General features: G+C 64.7%; 12 protein-coding genes. 2 read left to right on the forward strand and 10 right to left on the reverse strand.

Features of this window, described 5'->3' with window-relative positions; genetic code table 11:
* Positions 1-486: 486 nt before the first annotated feature.
* Both VSR72_RS11450 and VSR72_RS11455 read left to right on the forward strand, forming a co-directional pair.
* The gene (locus tag VSR72_RS11450) at positions 487-1,551 is read left to right on the forward strand and encodes a type IV toxin-antitoxin system AbiEi family antitoxin (protein ID WP_342952490.1); all 1,065 of its coding nucleotides are present in this window, start codon (positions 487-489) and stop codon (positions 1,549-1,551) included.
* Entirely contained in the window at positions 1,529-2,419 is an 891-nt protein-coding gene (locus VSR72_RS11455; protein ID WP_133190368.1) for a nucleotidyl transferase AbiEii/AbiGii toxin family protein, read from the forward strand. Before VSR72_RS11450 ends, VSR72_RS11455 begins: the two co-directional genes overlap by 23 nt.
* A gap of 589 nt (positions 2,420-3,008) precedes the next feature.
* On the opposite strand, the gene VSR72_RS11460 is transcribed toward VSR72_RS11455, so the two are convergent.
* From VSR72_RS11460 to tssC, 10 genes are all read right to left on the reverse strand, one after another.
* Positions 3,009-3,401: an Imm1 family immunity protein gene (locus VSR72_RS11460; RefSeq protein WP_133186145.1), complete on the reverse strand. Its 393-nt coding sequence runs from the start codon at positions 3,399-3,401 to the stop codon at positions 3,009-3,011.
* 19 nt (positions 3,402-3,420) lie between these two features.
* Positions 3,421-7,932, reverse strand: a complete 4,512-nt coding sequence (locus VSR72_RS11465) for an RHS repeat-associated core domain-containing protein (RefSeq protein WP_342952491.1) — start codon at positions 7,930-7,932, stop codon at positions 3,421-3,423.
* A complete protein-coding gene (locus VSR72_RS11470) occupies positions 7,933-9,222 on the reverse strand; it encodes a hypothetical protein (protein WP_342952492.1) in 1,290 nt (429 codons plus the stop codon).
* An 18-nt stretch (positions 9,223-9,240) separates the two neighbouring features.
* The gene (locus VSR72_RS11475) at positions 9,241-9,921 is read right to left on the reverse strand and encodes a hypothetical protein (RefSeq protein ID WP_342952493.1); all 681 of its coding nucleotides are present in this window, start codon (positions 9,919-9,921) and stop codon (positions 9,241-9,243) included.
* 26 nt (positions 9,922-9,947) lie between these two features.
* Complete coding sequence (gene tssI / locus VSR72_RS11480; protein WP_342952494.1) at positions 9,948-12,191, reverse strand: type VI secretion system tip protein TssI/VgrG; 2,244 nt, start codon at positions 12,189-12,191, stop codon at positions 9,948-9,950.
* 3 nt (positions 12,192-12,194) lie between these two features.
* Positions 12,195-13,310 (reverse strand): type VI secretion system baseplate subunit TssG, encoded by a 1,116-nt coding sequence (tssG, locus tag VSR72_RS11485; RefSeq protein ID WP_342952495.1) that lies wholly within the window; start codon positions 13,308-13,310, stop codon positions 12,195-12,197.
* Positions 13,311-13,333: 23 nt separating this feature from the next.
* Positions 13,334-15,250 carry a type VI secretion system baseplate subunit TssF gene (gene tssF, locus VSR72_RS11490; protein WP_342952496.1) on the reverse strand — a complete coding sequence of 639 codons (1,917 nt, stop codon included), beginning with the start codon at positions 15,248-15,250 and terminating at the stop codon, positions 13,334-13,336.
* Positions 15,251-15,264: 14 nt separating this feature from the next.
* Positions 15,265-15,753, reverse strand: coding sequence for a type VI secretion system baseplate subunit TssE (tssE, locus tag VSR72_RS11495; RefSeq protein ID WP_342952497.1), 489 nt, complete (start codon positions 15,751-15,753; stop codon positions 15,265-15,267).
* 85 nt (positions 15,754-15,838) lie between these two features.
* Positions 15,839-16,330, reverse strand: coding sequence for a type VI secretion system tube protein Hcp (locus tag VSR72_RS11500; RefSeq protein ID WP_342952498.1), 492 nt, complete (start codon positions 16,328-16,330; stop codon positions 15,839-15,841).
* 85 nt (positions 16,331-16,415) lie between these two features.
* The gene (gene tssC, locus VSR72_RS11505; RefSeq protein ID WP_342952499.1) at positions 16,416-17,936 is read right to left on the reverse strand and encodes a type VI secretion system contractile sheath large subunit; all 1,521 of its coding nucleotides are present in this window, start codon (positions 17,934-17,936) and stop codon (positions 16,416-16,418) included.

Raw genomic sequence — 17,936 nt, forward strand, 5'->3', positions numbered from 1 at the left:
GCCGGCCGTCGCAATGGGTCTGGTTATGCCCTTTTTCGGCTTCCGGCTAGTGACCGTGAGCGGCTAGGATCAGTGAGTCGCGTTCGTTATCATTGGCACTGCGAGCGACGACGGGATTGACGCTAGCAGCAGCTTCCCAGATCAGGGTCGGATCTCGTCGACCGCAGGCGAATTTTCTCTCGCCGCGAAACATAGAATGGTCAGTCGAACGGCTGGTCCGCTCCGATTATCCGGGCCTGCTTGCCAGTTGGCGCTGTCCTGCGACGCCGCCGAATCTGTGTGACCCGACAAACGAGACGTCCAATAGTCCTTCAGGCGGCGATGTACGTTATTGTGTTCGTCTTTAGCGTACAAGCGATTAAAAACATACAGAGTGGTGACTGCACGCAACCCGCTCCAACGAACGGGGATGCCAAGCGTATGTACGTTATTTGCAGTTTGTACGCTTTTTGCGTACACTGAATTGAAAACGTACAGGAGAAAGCCTTGAAGGCTGTCACCGACCGCCTTTCGGCCTCTGGGCAAACGGCGCTGAGCCTCGCCTGCGAAGCCTTTTCGGATGCCACGCGGCACTTTACTGCGTCACCGCGCTTTGATGCGCCAGCGCGCCCGGATGACGCTGACGCGTTGGTCCACTTCTCGGTTGCGGGCAGGCGGTTCGACATGCCCGTGGTGTTCGAACCCCGGTGGGAGTCCTCCTTCCACACCGTGCACCGGCACACGCCGGCCAAGCTTGGCACTACCGCAGACGACCGGCGGCTGATGGTGATCACCTACCATGTCACGCCCAAGGTTGCGGCGGAGTTCATCGCCAGGCGCATTCCGTTTATGGACACCGCGGGTAACGTCTATCTCGACGAGCCGGAAGCCACGATCATGATCGTGGGCCGTGACAAGCCTGCGCTCAAGCCCACGGATACGAGCTCGCGCTCAACGACGCCCAAGGGCTTGCGGGTGACGTTTGCGCTCGCTTGCCAGCCTGGACTGGTCGAGCAGCCCATGCGCACCATCGCCGCCGAGTCGGGCGTGGCGCTGAACACGGTGAACCTGGCAGTCGATGACCTGATCGCGCGCGGACTCGTCATCAAGAAAGCCACCGGCGAGCGCGTGATCGCCGACCGGCGCCGCTTCATCGCCGATTGGGTGAGCCAGTACCCAACGGCACTGCGCAAGAAGCTCGGCGCGCGGCGCTTTACGAGCGGTGTCGGCATCGAGTGGTGGAAAGGCGCTCCACTGTCTGACTTCGACGCGCGCCTGGGCGGCGAGTGCGCGGCTGATGTGCTCACCCATGAGATCAAGCCGGCGTCAGTCACAGTTTATGTGCACGCCGGTGTGAGCACGGCCCTCATGAAGGCCGCGCGCCTTCGCCCAAACGCTCAGGGTGAGGTCGAGATCCTCGAATCCTTCTGGCCGACGCACGCAGAAGAAAGCTGGGACGTCCGACCGGGCATCGTTCATCCACTCCTCATCTACGCCGACCTGATCGCCTCAGGCGACAGCCGGAACCACGCCGTTGCGCAGAGTCTCCATGACCGCTTCCTTGCAAGCTAAGGTGCCGGCCGAGCGGCCGGTTCACCCGCTCACCGTCGCGCTGCTCGCCGACGTCACCCACGCGTGCGAGACCCTTGGAGCGCAGTTCGTGCTCGCCGGCGCCGGTGCGCGCGACGTCCAGCTCTGGCACATCCACGGCATCAAGGCGCCAGTAGCTACGCGCGATGTCGATGTCGCCGTGTGCGCGGTCAGTTGGGATTTCCACCACCGGTTGGTCGACACGCTGCTCGCCAGCGGTCACTTCCAGCATGACGCGAAGGCACAGCAAAAGCTCTTGTTCCGCCGCGAGGGAGATGAGTTCAGCGTCGAGCTCGACCTAGTCCCATTCGGTCCCATCGAGGCGCCGCCTGGCGAGATCGCATGGCCGCCCGAGGGCGACATCGTCATGACGGTGCTGGGCTTCCAGGAGGCGGTCGACACCGCGCAGCTTGTGGAGATCGGTGAAGGGCTAGTCGTGCCCGTCGTGTCGCTTCCTGCGTTCGTGCTGCTCAAGCTCATGGCATGGAAGGACCGGCGCACCATCAAGAACACCGACGCATCCGACCTGCTCTTCGTGATGCGCAAGTACTTCTACGCGGGCAACGAGGAGCGCGTGTACGAAGAGGCGCTGGATCTGCTCGAAGCGTGCGACTTCAACGTCGAAATCGCCTCTGCGGGGATGCTTGCGCGCGACGCGCGCGATGTGGCAAACAACACGACCCGTGAAGCCGTGCGAGCCATGCTCCAGTCACCTGAGACCTACACCACGCTACAGGCCGACCTGCTCGCGCGAGCGGTGACTCACATGTTCGGGGAATACGTTGACGATTCGCATGCGCTGCTCGAGGCATTCAGGGCGCAGTTCGTGATCGATGCGCCCGGGGCGTAGCGCCGATCCAGCCGTTTGGTGGGCGAAGGACCGGCCACCCTCGCCGGTCCGTCCCCCGCGGCTCCGCCCTCGCCCGCGGCGTGTCATCGGCGTGGCCGATCATCGATGACAAACCATCGCATCCGTCGCTCGGGTCGATCCGGTACGGCCAGTTGGCTATATCGCCGATTTGAACGTCGACCCAGTACTTCTGGAACACGTGCTCTCCAATATCCAGTCAGTATGTCGTAGCATTCATTGAGGCCCTCCGCTCCTCAAGTGGGCGTGTCGAAACTCCACTCTGACATATTGATGCCATTCCGTTTTGGAGGGCCTCCGCTCTCCTGCCAGACCCTACGCCCCCAAAGGGAGCGCGGTATCCATTCCATCTCGGTCGATCTCGGCCGGATGGAAGGCGTCCCGATGCACGTGCGGATGGCACACCCACCACGATTCGTCTCTTTTGTCCTTAACGTGGTTTGCGTCCCGCCGGCGGAGGAATTGACCGCAAGGTTTCTGTCGAGAAGCCGATTAAGAGTCGCTAACACAACCTGGACATGCTGCCAGGATATTGCCGTCATGGCCTCATGTCGCGGTCGTGTTAGCGACTCTAGAGCTCGATCCACTCGATGCAGTTCGGTCGACGCGAGCATTCGGCGAATTCTCGCGCAGCCTCCCATGCAACCTCAATGGGTATGACTCGATAATTGGCTACGTCCGTCGTTTCCGTGTCAGTCAGGAAAAACGTGCTGGTACCTTCGGGATCCAATCCATTTACATTGCCTATGGAAATGAACCCAGGATGACGTGCGTCGGGAAAGTAATGCGCAGTGGCCAACGGCCCATTGGCCATGACCGCCAAGGCTGGAAATTTGGCGTTGCCGTGGGACAGCCAGTAGTCGTTCGCCACGCCGCTCCACTGCGCAAGCGCGGCCTCCAACTCCTGACGCGCGTGCATTTCGCACGCACCACCAAAATATTGCATTTTCAGAGCTTCAATCACCTGCGTATACCCCCTACTTTTACGACGGTGGCTTAGGATCGTTTGAATTTCCCAAGTAATCCACAGGCTGATCGTACCAGTACTTCGTCGGCGCTTTCGCGTTCGCTGGAGGAATGACCTTCAGTTTCGCATTCTTCGGAAGCAGAGTCTCCACTTGCCCATTGCAATAATGGCATGTTCCGCTCGGGTGATTGTGCATCACCACAGCCTCGGTGATCCTCCCGTTTCGCATGATCAATGCCGCCATGCCCTCAACGTGACCCGAAGAGTCGTAGTTCGATAGCACCTTGCCTCCCGAGTACAGCTTTCTAACGTGGTACTGCCCATTTTCGTCCGTGTAGAACATATAGCCAATAGTGGTCTTTCCATCGAACGGTGGGAGCGTGACAGCGTCCATGGACGGGAACTGCTCTCTGAGCAAGGCATCTTCTCTGGCCTCTGCCAACGCGTCGATATCCGCAAGAAGCTGTTTATATTCCTTCGCGTAGTGGCTATATTCCTTGTCTATCTCGAAGTGAGGCAGTGGGATCAGCTCACCTGGATGGCCAGTAACGGCGTCCTCGATACTCATCTTTTTCGATATTAATTGCAGCATCTTCGCGTTAATTCGCTCCGCCTCCTCCCTGTCCGCGCACTGCGAACACTCGCTCGAACTTTCGTTACCATGTGGGCATTCACGGCCCAAAACGTCAATGAGAACCAGTGGGTTAGCGGTATGCGCATAGAGGTTAATCCCGCCGGCTTGCCCTGCCGGGTCTGATTGCAAGTATCTTCCGAGCACCGGGCTGTACGACCTGAACCGGTTGTAGTGAAGATTTGTTTCCGGATCGAACCAGTGACCCGGCCAGCGAAGGTTGTATTCAAGTTCGTTGTCTGGTGCGACGCATATCGCCCCATAAGGATCGATCTCGTTCACACCCCATACGCACCCTCCCGAAAAATCTTCAATCCACTCGGGCAGCCCGACTTGATTGCAGAAGACGTAGTAGGTCCGACCAGACTCCGGAGCAGCGTCACAACCGTCGTAATCGATAAACATGAACGGCAGGTATGATGTCTCGTTCACGTAGGCGTAGATCCTTAGCTGTCCATTCGGAGCCACTTCGGCGGCAAGCCGATCCCCATCCCAGAAGTACTGCGTGCGCGCTTGCCCCATCGCTTTCGCGATACGCCGGCACAGGCCGTCGTATTCCGCGCTCCAATTCTCCTGACGATCGCTCCATTGGACCCGCACCAGCAGATCCATGCTGTTGTAGTGCCAGGTTGTGCGACGGTTGTTCTCGCCGATCTGCTCGGCCAGGTGATTGCGACTGTTGTAGCAAAACGCACCACACGCGGCGCCCGAAAGCCGGTTGCCCTCGGTATAGCGCATCCACTGGCATGTCGGCGTCGACAGCAGGTTTCCGCCTCGGTCGTACTCAAAGCGTCGAAAGGCCCATCCCTCACGGCTCTCGCCGACCAGCCGGTGCGCGTCGTCGTATTGGTATTCTGTGGTGCCGCCCTTGCTGTCGATCACCTGCCGCAACTCGCCCACAGCGCTGTACCGGTATTGGACGCAACGGTTGGCCGACGTGTGCCCGTCGGGCCAGGTCAGCCGCCCCGCGCATCGGCCGTTTTCATCGAACTTGTACAACACGTTGGTGCTGTTACTGAGCCGCAGCAGTACCGTGCCGTCCGCGGCGCGTTGAAGTCGGTGGACATCCCCTCCCGGCGTATGAATCATCACGTCGCCACTTGGGCCCGTTTCGTAGCGAACGACGAAGCGCCCGAACCAGGTCGTGCTCTCAAGACGTTGACCAACGAAACTGTGCTCGACACCGCGCCCATCGCGTTTGTCGCCTGTGCGCCGACCAAACGCGTCGTATGTCAGTGTGACTTCGAACTTATCCGTCGACGCTCTGGTAAAGTTGCCGCGACGGTCGTACTCGTAGGTATGGGTTTCGCCGCTCGCGAGGATGCGCTTGCTATGCAGGCCGTTCTCGCCTACCTCGAAACGCAGCAATGTGTTGCCAGCACCATCGCGTTTTTCGATCAGCCGGTCACCCGTGTCGTATACGTATGATTCGCGTATCGTGTCGTGTCGTGCCACACGGGTAAGCCGGCTCTTGTAGTCATACGTGTACCGGCTCTCGTTGCCGTTCGCATCGACGACGGCCGTGATGTTTTGCTTGGATGAATACCGGTATCGGACGGTGTTGCCCAGCGGATCGGTTTCGCTTTCACGCAGGTTCCACGATGCGATGGCGTAGCCATAGTCGCGTCCATCTTTGTCGCGCAGCTGCACCACATTGCCGGCCGCGTCACGGTGCAGGCATTCAGCGTGCCCAGATTCGTCCGTGCGTCTGATCACGCGTCCCGTTCCATCACGCTGCTCGGCAGGCTCCGGTACTGCGGCGCTCGGTGCGAAAGCGGCCGCCGCGACTGCTTCGATTTCCGGTGGCAGCAGCAACCTGTCCGTCAAGTCCTCGGGTCTGCCATCCCCCCAGAGCAGTTCCAGCGGCCTCGCAGGGACAACATGCGCAAGGGGATTGGGCAACACTGGGGCCTCGTCACGCGTGGGCCAGCGATTTCCCCAGCGATCCTGGCGGCCGGTATTTTCACCTCGTTCATCATAGAGCCAGCGCATGACGCGCCCACCCGAATCAACTTCCTCGACAATTCGTCCGTCGTCGCCAATCACGCGCTCGGTCGCGCCGCCATAGGGATCGACGATACGCGTGACCGTGCGCGCCGCGTCGTACAGGTAGGTCCATCTGCCGCCGTCGGCCTGCGTAACCACCGTGCGGCCAGGTTGATAGTCGAGCAGCACCCGCCACAGGCCGTCCTGCCCCGCGCTTTCCACGCAACGGCCATCGCTGTCGTAACGGTAGGAAAACGCATAGCCATTGGCATCCGTTTCGCAGATCATGCGTCGCCACGCGTCGTAGCCGTAGGTCATCGAGGCGCCGAGCGCATCGGTGGACGCCACGAGGCACCCAGTGGCGTCGTAGCGATAGCGGGCGGCGCACAGAACCGCGCCTCGAGGGTCGGTCACACGCATTTCCACGACATGGCCGCGTGCATCGTAAAGCAGGTCGATCATCCGGTGGCGCTGCTCACGCTGGGCTGTTTGCTCGATGCGCCGCAACGTGCCGTCGCCTGCGTAGCGCAACGCGCTCTCGACACCCTCGTGCACATGGCGTACGAGCCGCGCCGGTGCTTGCGCCGCACTCGCACGCTCGAATGTGAATTCGCCGAGCGTGGCGTGAAGCAATACGAAACGATTCTCCCCCTGCTGCTCAAGTTCGTAGCCTGCGAATACATCCTCGTAACGCCCCGAAGCACTGCGCCGGAACACATAGGCGCGGCCTGGGCAATCTACGTAAATCGCACGCGTACGCAGTACGCGCAGTTCGTGCTGAAAGCTGTGACGAAAGCCGAAGCCCAGCGCGCCGTCCCGTTCGCTCCAGTCACTACGGTAGTAGCGCTCCCATTTGAATGCGGGCGCGTCGACGGTCGCATAGTCGGCAAACTCATTCTCCGCCGTGCCCCTGACCACGTCGACAGGGTGCCCGCCCTTGCACTCCCCTTGCTCGGTGCGCCGGGACTCCCCGGCATCTTCTGGCGCGTGCGCCTTCTTGCGCAGTCCCCAGCCCAGCATCAGCATGGCAAGCGCATCAGGCATCGGGAAGCCGCCGATCAGGACGCTCGCATCGCCATCGATCAGCGTTCCCATTCCTGGCTCAACGCCTGGATCCTTGCCCATCAGATTGCTCATCGCCATCGCGATCGCGTCTGCCGCCGTCTGCGCCGCCGTCATCTCGACGGCGGCCGCCCCGGCGCCATCCACGGCCTGGTCGGCGGCCGTCAGCCCGCCGGAGGCCACCGGCGCCGCCATCCCGGCAATGTGCATCGCACGCTTCAGTGCGCTCGCCTTCTCAGCCTCCTGCGCGGCGTGCCCCGCGCCGCTCACGCCGAGCGGATTGCAGTGACGCGTCAGGTCCAGCGCCATGCGCGCCGCGCGCGCGCCACCGATAAAGGTATTGCTCGATCCGGTGCAGATCTCGAAGATGGGCGCAAAGCCGCCACAGGTGGGCGCGAGGCCGATGTCGAGCACCCGTGCAGCGGGCATGCCCCCGTACAGCACGCTCAGGCAGCCGCTTCCGATCGTCATGCCGCAACTCGGCATCGGCACGCCATCGCTTGGCGGGTGCGCGTGCGCATGCGGCACCCCGAGATGCGGCACGCCGATGAACGCCGCGGGCATGCCGGGCATGAGGTTCGCACCGGGAATCAGCGCCATGCCGGTATTCAACAGCTGGTCGAGCGCACCCAGGCTGCCCACCGCGCCACTCACGACATTCGTGATGCGGTCAAGCGTGTTGGCCTTCGGATTGCCGAGTTGCTGAAATGGCTGTGCGCCGGCGTTAACCGCACTCGTAAGCGAATCGACAGACGTGTTGCCGGTCGGCGCGATCAGCGGAGCGGGCGGTGGCGTCGGCGCGCTGGCCTCGCTTGCGGGACTGGACGAATTACCGGGTGGAGTGCTCATTTATCGACGCGAATCGCGCTCCTCCGCGCGGCGCAGTGCTGCCGCGTGCGCCGCCTCTTGATGTACAGGAATCCGATCTTTCTCCAATTCGTACGCCTTGGCCTGCGTCTTCAACCCGGCCTGCGCGTACAACGCGGCCAGCCGTTCGAGCAGCGAGCGGCGCTGATGCTCGCAGCGAAAGCGCTCGCAAAGCGCTTTCGCATCGGTCCACGTGCGCGCGGCGTCGACGGTCTGATGCGCACCCAGCAGGGCCACGCCGAGCCTCTCCAGTGCGGCGACGGTCCCGTGCGGGAACATCAGCTTGTCCGCGCAGCGGCTCGCGAGCTCGAAATATTCGATCGCACGCGCGGGCTGCCTCAGACGCAGACACGATTCGCCGGACGCCATGAGCAGATTCAGCGTCACGCCAAGGTTGCCGCTGTCCGCCGCGGCATCGAGCGCATGCGCGTACCAGCGGCTCGCGTCGGCATGCCGCTCGCTGCGCGTCGCAACATCGCCGATACCGCCCAGCGCCAGCGCCTTCCCGAGCGGGTTGCGCTGCTCGCAATGCCAGCCATACAGCAAGCGATATTTCTCCAGCGCCTGATTGAGGCGGCCGTGTGTGAGATCGAGCGCGGCCAGTTGCGTCGCCGCCTGCATCCGCTCGGCCAGCGGGCGGGCCGCGTCGTTCATCGCGCCAACCAGCGCATCGGCGGTCTTTTCTGGAGAGAAGTCGAGGTCGAGCACAAGCACGTGTTGCGCCTTCTCGCGCTGATCGTGCGGCAGCAGAAAACGCCGCGCGGGATCGTCACGAAGGCAGAAACGGTGGCCCTCCATCCACGCCTCAAAGCCATCGAGCGCGAGCAGCCGCAATACCGTTTCCCGGTAACCGGTTGCGTCCGCAACGGTTGAAGGCATGAATCCCCAGACGATCACCACGCCACTCGCCACCAACGTGCGCACGTGCTCGATCGCCGCTCTAAGCCGCCGTGCGGGAGCCTGCGCTGGATCGGTGCAAACCAGCGGAAGCTCGGCCCACGGTTCGTCGTGCTCGTCCGCGCGCACCCGATTCTCGGCGGCAATCTGCGCGGCGATCGACTGTATGCACTGCTCTAGATAGCGGCCCGGTGCGTCGCACTCGAACGGAAACAGCAGATAGACGCGCTGTGCATCGCGCCGGTCGCGCTCATGCAGCATTTTGAACGCGAGCACGGTGTCGAGATCGGTTGCGCGGAGCACGATCGTCGGGTAATCGGGTTGCTCGATGAACTCGCCGAGCGCCGCATCCTTGGTGGAAAATTCACGCTGCATCGCCAAAACTCTCTTACGTCAGTTCAAGCGGATATAGCGACTTCGCACCACCGTATCGGCCTCGGTTCGGATATCGACACCGCCGCGGCCAGCCTCCAGTTCCAGCGTGCGCGCGCGCAGGCTGAGCTTGCCCGCGGCCTCCAGGTTGACGTTCGGGCTCATGAGGCGAACCACCGGCCCCGCGCTCGAAGCGAGAATCTGCACGAGCGGTTTGCCGTGTGCGTCGTCGATCTGCACGCATTCGTCGGGCGCGAGTTTGACGATCTGGCTCGCGTGCGTTGCGCTGTGCACTCCCGGCGACTCGGCGATGCCCGCTTCGCCCGCTGCGGGGCCTGCTGAAAGGATCCCCGTGACAAGCGCCTCCGGCCAGTTCGCCGGCTGCTCGACGAGCACGCGATCGCCCCTGCGCGGCCGTTGCCCGCGCAGGCATTGCAGCCAGCACTCCACGGCGTCGCCCTGGGCGGAGTGCCAGCGCACCCGCACCCGGCCGGGGCTGTCCGGATGATGGGTGTCGGTCACCTCGCCTGCGAGCAGCCTCTCGATGGCGGGCCCTCGCGCGGGCGCTGCCGGACCGGGGGCCGTGCCCGCGTCGAACAGGGCGCGCAACTTCGCGCGTGTAGCGTCGTCGATGGTGCCGGGATCGATGGACGCGGCTTGCGTTGCCATCGCTTCATCGGTCTGATCTGCGTGAGTGTCCATAAGATCCTCTCCATTTCCCTGCGCGACTAGTTGATATGGGCAATCGTCCCCTGAATCGTGATCCCTGACGCGTCGAGCGCGATGCTCGCGCCTTGCGTCGAGATGACGATCTTCTTCGCGTTGATGTTGACCTGCTTGACGTCCTGATCGCCCACGTTGACGGTGGGGGCCGAGATGTCCACGTTGGTCGTGCCATAGACTTCCGTAAAAGGGGTGCCGGTGATGACGACGCCCTTGCCGGTCCCGGTGATTGCCACGCCCCGGCCCTTGCCATCGCCGGTGATGCCGACACCGCCATCGTTCCCGGTCACGTCGACGCCGAGCTTGCTGCCCGTGATGCCGACACCGCCGTCGCCGGTGATGCCCACACCCTGCTTTTTGCCGTACAGGAGCACCGCGGTTGCCGCCGTCACGCTGTAGTCGCCCACGGCAACATCGACGATGCGCGAACCGGCGGCCACCGCATGCGTGCTGGTCTGTTCGACCTGCACGGTATGCGTCCCGTTCGCCACGGTGAAGCTGTGATTGCCGTTGGTGACCGTATGCGTGCTGTCGCCCTTTACCGTGACACTATGGCTTCCGCCTACGCTGGTGGTCTCGTTCCCGCCGACCTGTGCGACCCGATGCTGCCCGATGTTGACCGTCTCGTTCTGCCCGACACTCCGCTGCCGGTTGTTCTTCACCTGCATCGTCTCGTCGTTGCCGACCGTGTGCGTATGGTCGTGGCCCACGGAAAGCGAATGGTTGAGTTCCGTCTCCGCGTCGAAATTGCGCTCGGCGTGCATCCACAACTGCTCTGAGCCTTTGCGGTCCTCGAAGCGCAGCGCGTTCGCGTGCTCGACCGCGCCCCCGGGCGTCGAGCGCGAGAGCAGCCCGCTTTGCGTCGCGCTCGCCGGCAGGCTCCATGGCGGCATGCTCGCGGCGTTGTAGACGCGCCCAGTCACGATCGGATAATCGGGATCGCCATTCAGAAAATCGACGATCACCTCGTCGCCGATGCGCGGAATCTGCACGCCGCCGAAACCGCCGCCCGCCCAGGGGCTCGATACGCGCACCCAGCACGACGAGTCCTGGTCGCGCCGACCGTAGCGGTCCCAGTGGAACTGCAGCTTCACCCGGCCATAGCGGTCGGTCCAGATTTCCTCACCGGGCGGCCCGACCACGACCGCCGTCTGCGGGCCGTTGGTGTGCGGCACCGGCGTCGTGCGCGGCGTACGGTACGGCAGGTTGTCGGGCTGCGCGAGCAGATCGGCCTCGTGCAGCACGGGCTCGTTGCCCGTGTGGCTTGCATATGGGTTCTCCTGAAAGCGGTAGGTGCAACGCACGATCAGGTATTTGCGATTCTGGTCGGCGCGCGGGCAGCGTTCCAGCTCGAAAAGGTACCCCGGCGCGCTGGCGCGTACGTCGGTATGCGCCTGTGCGCGGTCGTAGATACCCTGCAGTTCTTCCAGGCGCACGCGATTGCGCTGGGCGCCGTGCGCATCGTCGCGATAGCCACCCGGCCATTCGTACACCGAATAGTCGTCGTGATCGTGGCCGCGCGGCTCGGCGCGCTGCACGCCCAGGTCGGCGTGCGGCTTCGTATAGTCGTAGTCGCTCGCCTCGCGCCGCCCCGCGCTCACCTCCTGAACCGGCTGCCAGTTGTCGATGTGCTCCTCGTCGGCGATCGCGGCGCGGTCGCGGCCGATATACGGAATCGTCGCGTAGCCAGGCAGATCGCTGTGCGAAGCCATTGCGTCACACAGCACCAGTGTGTGCGTCCCGGCCTCATGGCGGAAAAAGTAATAGATGCCTTCCGCCTCCATGAGCCGCGAGACGAAGTCGAGATCGGTCTCGTTGTACTGCACGCAGTACTCGCGCAGCGCATAGGTTTCGGTCAGCCGGTTCTCTATCGGATAACCATAGGGAGAGAGCACCTGCTGCACGATTTGCGGCACGCTTTTTTCCTGGAAGATGCGGCAGTCGGCGCTGCGGCTCGCGAGCCAGAGCCACGGCCGCACGATCAACTCGTACGCGTAGTAACGCTCGGCATGGCGCCCGACCAGCGAGGCGCGCGAAACGATCCCGTTCAGGTAGCGCTCCCCGCCCCCGGCCAGTTCGACGCGCACGGTCACCGCCTTGCCGAGCAGTTCGCGCAGCGACACGTTGTGACTCGCGGCAAGCGCCTCGATGCGCCACTCGAACGGACGCCCGAGCGCCTCTTCGCCGTTCAGGCGGTGGAACTTGAGATCGTCGCCTGACGGACTTTCGAGGGTGAAGATGCGCGCCACGCGTCAGCCTCCTTGCGCACGCGCAACCAGATCGACCACGAGGTCGCGCGCGGGTTCACGGCTCAGGCGCCGCCCGAGCCAGGTCGACAAACCGAGCCTGCCCGCACCGCCGGGCGCTGCGCAGGGCACCTCGGACGCGGCCAGTTCGAGTTGCAGGTCCCAGCCGAACTCGGCGCCGATGTACTCGCGCACCCAATGCACGAGCCGGGCGGAGTCTGCGCCACCGGGCAGGAAAGCCTGGTAGCGCGCGAGCGGCAGCGGCCCCAGCACGATGCGGAAGCTGCCCTGCGCGTCGCGCACCGCACGCCCGAGCAGCGCGCCCTCGCCGAGCGCCGCGGCCGCCGCACGCAGGCGCGCGACTTGTCCGCCACCGCGCCGTGGGCCTCGCACGGCGCCAATCGCGCTGCGCTGACGCTCGTCGAGCGCGATCCAGCGCACGACATGTTCGACGATGCGCACCGGCACGCCGAAGTCGTGGCGCAGTATTTGCGCGAGCCCTTCGGGGTTGCGCGTCTGGCGCACCCAGTGACCCGCCTGAAAGGACTTCGCGTGGCGCCCCGGCGCGTCTCGAGCATGCAACGGCGGCGCGGCGTTGCGCGCGCCGGCGAGGCCGATCAGGCTCGCAACATAGCGGTCGAAACGCGACTCGCCGGGCCGGTCGAGGCCGACCACCGGCTGCGCGTCGGCCCAGGCGCGATAGAGCAGCACGATCAGCCGATGATGGAACAGGTCGGCGAACGCGGCCATCGAGTTGTCGCCGAAGCTGTGGACGCGCTCGTACGCATACTCCGTCACGTGCTGTGGCAGCGGCCCGTTCGGGCCGAACAGCCCGAAGCCATATATATGCACGCGCGGTGGTCCGTCCAGCGCGCGCCCGTCTTCGTCGCCATCGACCGCCGCCACCATCGAAGGCGCAAACGACAGCGACGGCGTCTGCCCGAGCCGCACCGGCTCGCCCGCAGGATGCTGCGCCTCGCCGAGCGGCGCTTCGCCGCCTGCCAGCGCGTCGATCCAGCGCAGCAGATGAAACAGGTCATGCTCGTGCGGCGCGGCCCGTAGCTGCCGCCAGAACCTCTGGTACCGGTCCTGGCCGGCGGGGATCGGTGCTTTCCGGCTCATGCTCCGTAATCCTGATGATCGATTCATACCGCTGGCCTGCGACCGATCCGCGTGGGCCATTCGGCGATCTCGCCGCGCTGCGCCGAGTACAGCGCGAATTCGACGAACGCGTTGATCGACGCATGCCGCGCGAAGAACTGCTCGAGCGCCGCGCCGAGCGCGTACGGACTGTCGCCCGCGAACGCATGGTCGTCGACGGTCATCTCCACGCGCACGCCGCGCCCGTAGACGAGCGGCCCGGCCACCGGCAGGCGTCTGAACACCGGCCGGCACGCGAGACCCCGAATGCCGCGAATGCGCTGCGCGAGCGGCGCATCGGCGGGATCGGCGTAAATATCCAGTTGCTCGCGCAGCCGCTGGGCGCCGGCCTCGTCCTCGACGTCGGCGAGCGGCTGATAGTTGAGCCCCAGATGCGCGATGAGCCGCCACGTCGCGTCGTCGTGCGCGAGCGGCGGGCGCGGCGGCGAAGGACCGCGCACGATGCGCACGCGGCTCACGGGCGCGGAGATCCTCAGCGTGAGATCGCCGGCGTTGCCAGACGCAAGATGCAGCGGCAGGTCGCGGTTCGTGCAAAGGGTGTCGGCCGATAGCAGCGCGATACGCTCGTCGAACGGTGCGCGCCGGCGATCGACGAGCGAAACGTAGACATCGGAGCCCGTATAGTTCGAGCGTGTTCCGCTGCGCCGCGCCTGCGTGCCGACGAGCCGCGCCTCCCGCCGCAGGCTGAACCAGGCGCCGGTTTCCTGCGCGTCGTCGGCGGCCGTTGTATAGAGCGGCAGGAAATCGCAGTCGCCGTCGGCGCCCGCGCGATGGCCGATCACGCGCTTCACGGCGAATACCTCGTAGTCCAGCGCGCGCGTGCGGTCGACCATCAGCCGGTACTCGCTCGCGCCGGGCGTCACGGGGACGCGCTCCGTGCGCTTCGGGAACAGGTTGATCGCGGGTGTGCAATCGAGCGCGAGATGCGTCGCGTCGATGCTGCGTTCGAGGTCGGCGTCGTCGCCGTCCAGCAACACGAAGAGGTCGACGCTGTCGCTGCCCGCGTTGGCCAATGCGCTGCGCAGACCGCTCACGCTGAAAAAGAGGTTGCGTGCGGCGAACGCGAAATGCTCGCGCAGAATCCGGTAGCCTTCGAAGCTGCGCGCGCCGGGCGGAAAGAGCGCCTGCTGCGCGTCGAATCCCTCGTGCACGACGCATTGCGGCCCCAGTACGTCGAGCCACTTGCCCTCGTTGCCCTCGTTGCCCTCGCGCAGCGCGACACCGAGCGAGCGAGCGCAGACGAGTTCGAGCAAACGCATTGCCTGACGATCCGGGCCACTGAGGAAGAACGTCAACTGGTCGAGCGGCAACTGGCTCAGCCGCGCCCCGCCTCGCGCCGCCAGCGTGATACGCAAAGCCCGCAGCGGACCGGCGCCCCGGCTCGCGCCGCCACCCCCGCCGTTACCCGCTCCCGCACGCGGCATTCCGGGAAGCGGCGGCACGCCCGCGGGCGCGGGCGCGAGTTCGACCGCACGCAGCGTGAGCGGCCACAGCGTGACCGGCTGCGCGGTGCGGAATTCGCAGGCCGTCGCGGTGCCGGCCGCAGCCGCCATCAGACTGGTCCCCGCCGGCACGGTGAATCCCTGGCTCAGCGAGCCTTGCGCGGAATCGGCCTCGAACTGGACGACCGCCATCGCCGGCGTGGGCGCGAGGTGATCCGGGTACACCACGTCGAGCAGCCGCTCGGAGAAGCGCGGAAATTCCGCGTCCATCTTCAGTTGCACGCGCGCGGTGAGAAAGCAGAAGCCCTCCAGCAGCCGTTCGACGAACGGGTCCGCCACGTCGATACCGTGCATGCCGAGGCCGCCCGCAACCTTCGGATACTGGCGCGCGAACTCCGCGCCGGATTCGCGTAACCAGGCAAGCTCACGGTTGTAGTACTCGAGAAAGCGTGCATCCATAGGGCAGCGTTTCCTTAGCGTCGCGGGCGGGCATCGTCGGTCGCGGCTTGCGGGGCACCGCCCAGCGGCCGCAGCAGCGCGACGCCGGAATCCAGGTCCAGCTCCGTGTGCACCAGCATGGCAAGCGGCGGGTCGCAACAGGCGAGGCGCCCGGCAATCTCGAAGGTCAGCACGTTGTGCCGTCTTGCGCGCGGCGCGTCGCTCACGCAGCGCACCTCGACGCTGCCGCCTTGCAGGCGCGGTTCGAAGCACACGATCGCCTCTCGCAACGCGTCTTCCAGATATTGCGTATCGATGCCGGAGAGCGGCGTGCCCGCCAGGGCCGGTACGCCGAAGTTGAGCACCGAGCGGGCAGCTTCGGCATAGCGGCGCGCGGTGCGCTCGTCGAGCGCGCAGGCCGTGTTGAGCAGCCACGAGAGATCGCGCAACACCGCATCGAGCAGCGCGTCGGCGTGAGCGGCGCCGCGCTGCGGCGCGCCTTCCCTCAGGCGGTCGAACAACATGGGCGCCGCCGGGCGCCTGCGTGCGGCGCTGTCGGCTGGCGCCCGCGAAGGGTCCAGAAGATGGGAAGTACTCGGCATGCGGGCCTCACATTTCGCTGTTCTTCTTGATGTCCCAGCCCATCGTGACCTCGGGCCCCTTGCCGCCGTTCGCGTTCTGCTCCCAGTACTGCTTCTTCACGCGCGCGGCCTGGAAGGCGTATTGCATCAGGAGACGGTCGGTGGCGTCGCTCGCATCGGCGCCCACCACGCGCGCCGCGGTGACGATCACCTCTTCGAGCGTGACCCGCGAAAACTCGATCTGCTCGCCCCCCGTCTTGCACGACGATATCTCCACCTTCGAGAGATGCTTGCCGCTCGCGCAATGCTTGATGATCGCGGGCGTCGCCTTGTCCATGTATGCCCTCACGACCAGGTCATCGAAGTTCGCCTTGCCCGCGTTGCCGCCACCACCCGTCGCCATCGCCGCCGGCTGGGTCGCGCCCCACGAAAACGACTGGATATCGCTCCAGCCGGTGTGCTGCTTGTCGGCGGATTCGCCGGTCGCGCCGTCCACCTTCATAAACATCGCCACGCCCATTGCGGTTCTCCCGTCTGCCTGCCTGTTTGCCTGTCGAGACCGGCCGCGAATCACGCTGCCGGGTTCGTTTGATCAGTCATCCTCTTCAACTTGAAGCCTGCACTGCCGGCAGCCGCGACACCAGCCTCAGCGACACCGTGAGTCCTTCGAGCTGATAGTGCGGCCGCAGGAAAAAGCGCGCCGAATAGTAGCCGGGGTTGTCCTCCACGGCCTCCACTTCCACCCTCGCGTCGGCCAGCGGCTTGAGCGCCTTGGTCTCCTGCGACGAGTTTGTCGGGTCGCCGTCCACGTAGTTCATGATCCAGTCATTGAGCCACCGCTCCATGTCCGGCCGCTCGCGAAACGAACCCACCTTGTCCCGCACGATGCACTTGAGGTAATGCGCGAAACGGCTGCACGCGAACAGATACGGCAGCCGGCCGGAGAGCCGGGCGTTGGCTGTCGCATCGGGGTCGTGGTACTCCGCGCTCTGGTAGAGCGACTGCACGCCGATGAAAGCCGCCACGTCGGAGTTCTTGCGGTGAATGAGCGGAATCAGTCCGTTCTTCGCAAGCTCCGCCTCACGCCGGTCGCTGATCGCGATCTCGGTGGGGCACTTGAGATCGACGCCGCCGTCGTCGGTCGGGAACGTGTGGCATGGCAGATTCTCGACCGCGCCGCCCGACTCCACGCCGCGAATCGCCGAGCACCAGCCGTAGAGCTTGAACGAGCGGTTGATGTTGGCCGCCATCGCATAGGCCGCGTTGGTCCAGGTGTAGTGATCGTGCCGCGCGCCGTCGGTTTCCTCCTCGAACTCGAATTCGTCGACGGGGTCGGTGCGTGCGCCGTATGGCAGCCGCGCGAGAAAGCGCGGCATCGCGAGCCCGACATAGCGCGAGTCTTCCGATTCGCGCAGGCTGCGCCAGGCGGCGTACTCCGTGTTCTGGAAAATCTTCGTGAGGTCGCGTGGATTCGAGAGTTCCTGCCACGAGTCCATCTGCATGAGCGCGGACGATACCCCGCCGATGAACGGCGCGTGCGCCGCCGCCGCGATCTTCGAGACGGACTGCAGCATTTCGACATCGGGCGGACTGTGATCGAAGTAGTAATCGCCCACGAGGCAACCGAACGGCTCGCCGCCCAATTGTCCGTATTCCTCTTCATAGATCTTCTTGAAGAGCGGGCTCTGGTCCCACGCGATACCCTTGTGGCGCTTGAGCATGCGCGCCAGCTCCTTCTTGCTTGCGGGCATGACGCGGATCTTGAGCATCTCGTCGCTTTCCGTGTTGTTCACGAGGTAGTGCAGCCCGCGCCACGAGGCCTCCAGACGTTGAAACTCGGGGTGATGCAGCATCGCGTTGATCTGCGCGGAAAGCTTCTGGTCGATTGCGGCGATCACTTGCCGTACGCCCTCGTAAGCGTCCGACGACAGCGTCGCGCTGCCGCTGTGCTCGAGCGCCTCGCGCGCGAGCGTCTGCACCGCATGCTGCACCGTCTCGCGCGCAAGTTCGGTCTTGGGGCTGATTTCGCGCTCCAGCAGAACGGCGAACTGGTCGCCGTTGAGCGTGGTTGCGGGCAAGGTGGAGACTGGGCTTTGCAGCGCGTTTTGCGGCTCGGTCCGGCTCAT

This window comes from Paraburkholderia sp. JHI869 (assembly GCF_038900775.1).
In the GTDB taxonomy this organism is placed as follows: Bacteria; Pseudomonadota; Gammaproteobacteria; order Burkholderiales; family Burkholderiaceae; genus Paraburkholderia.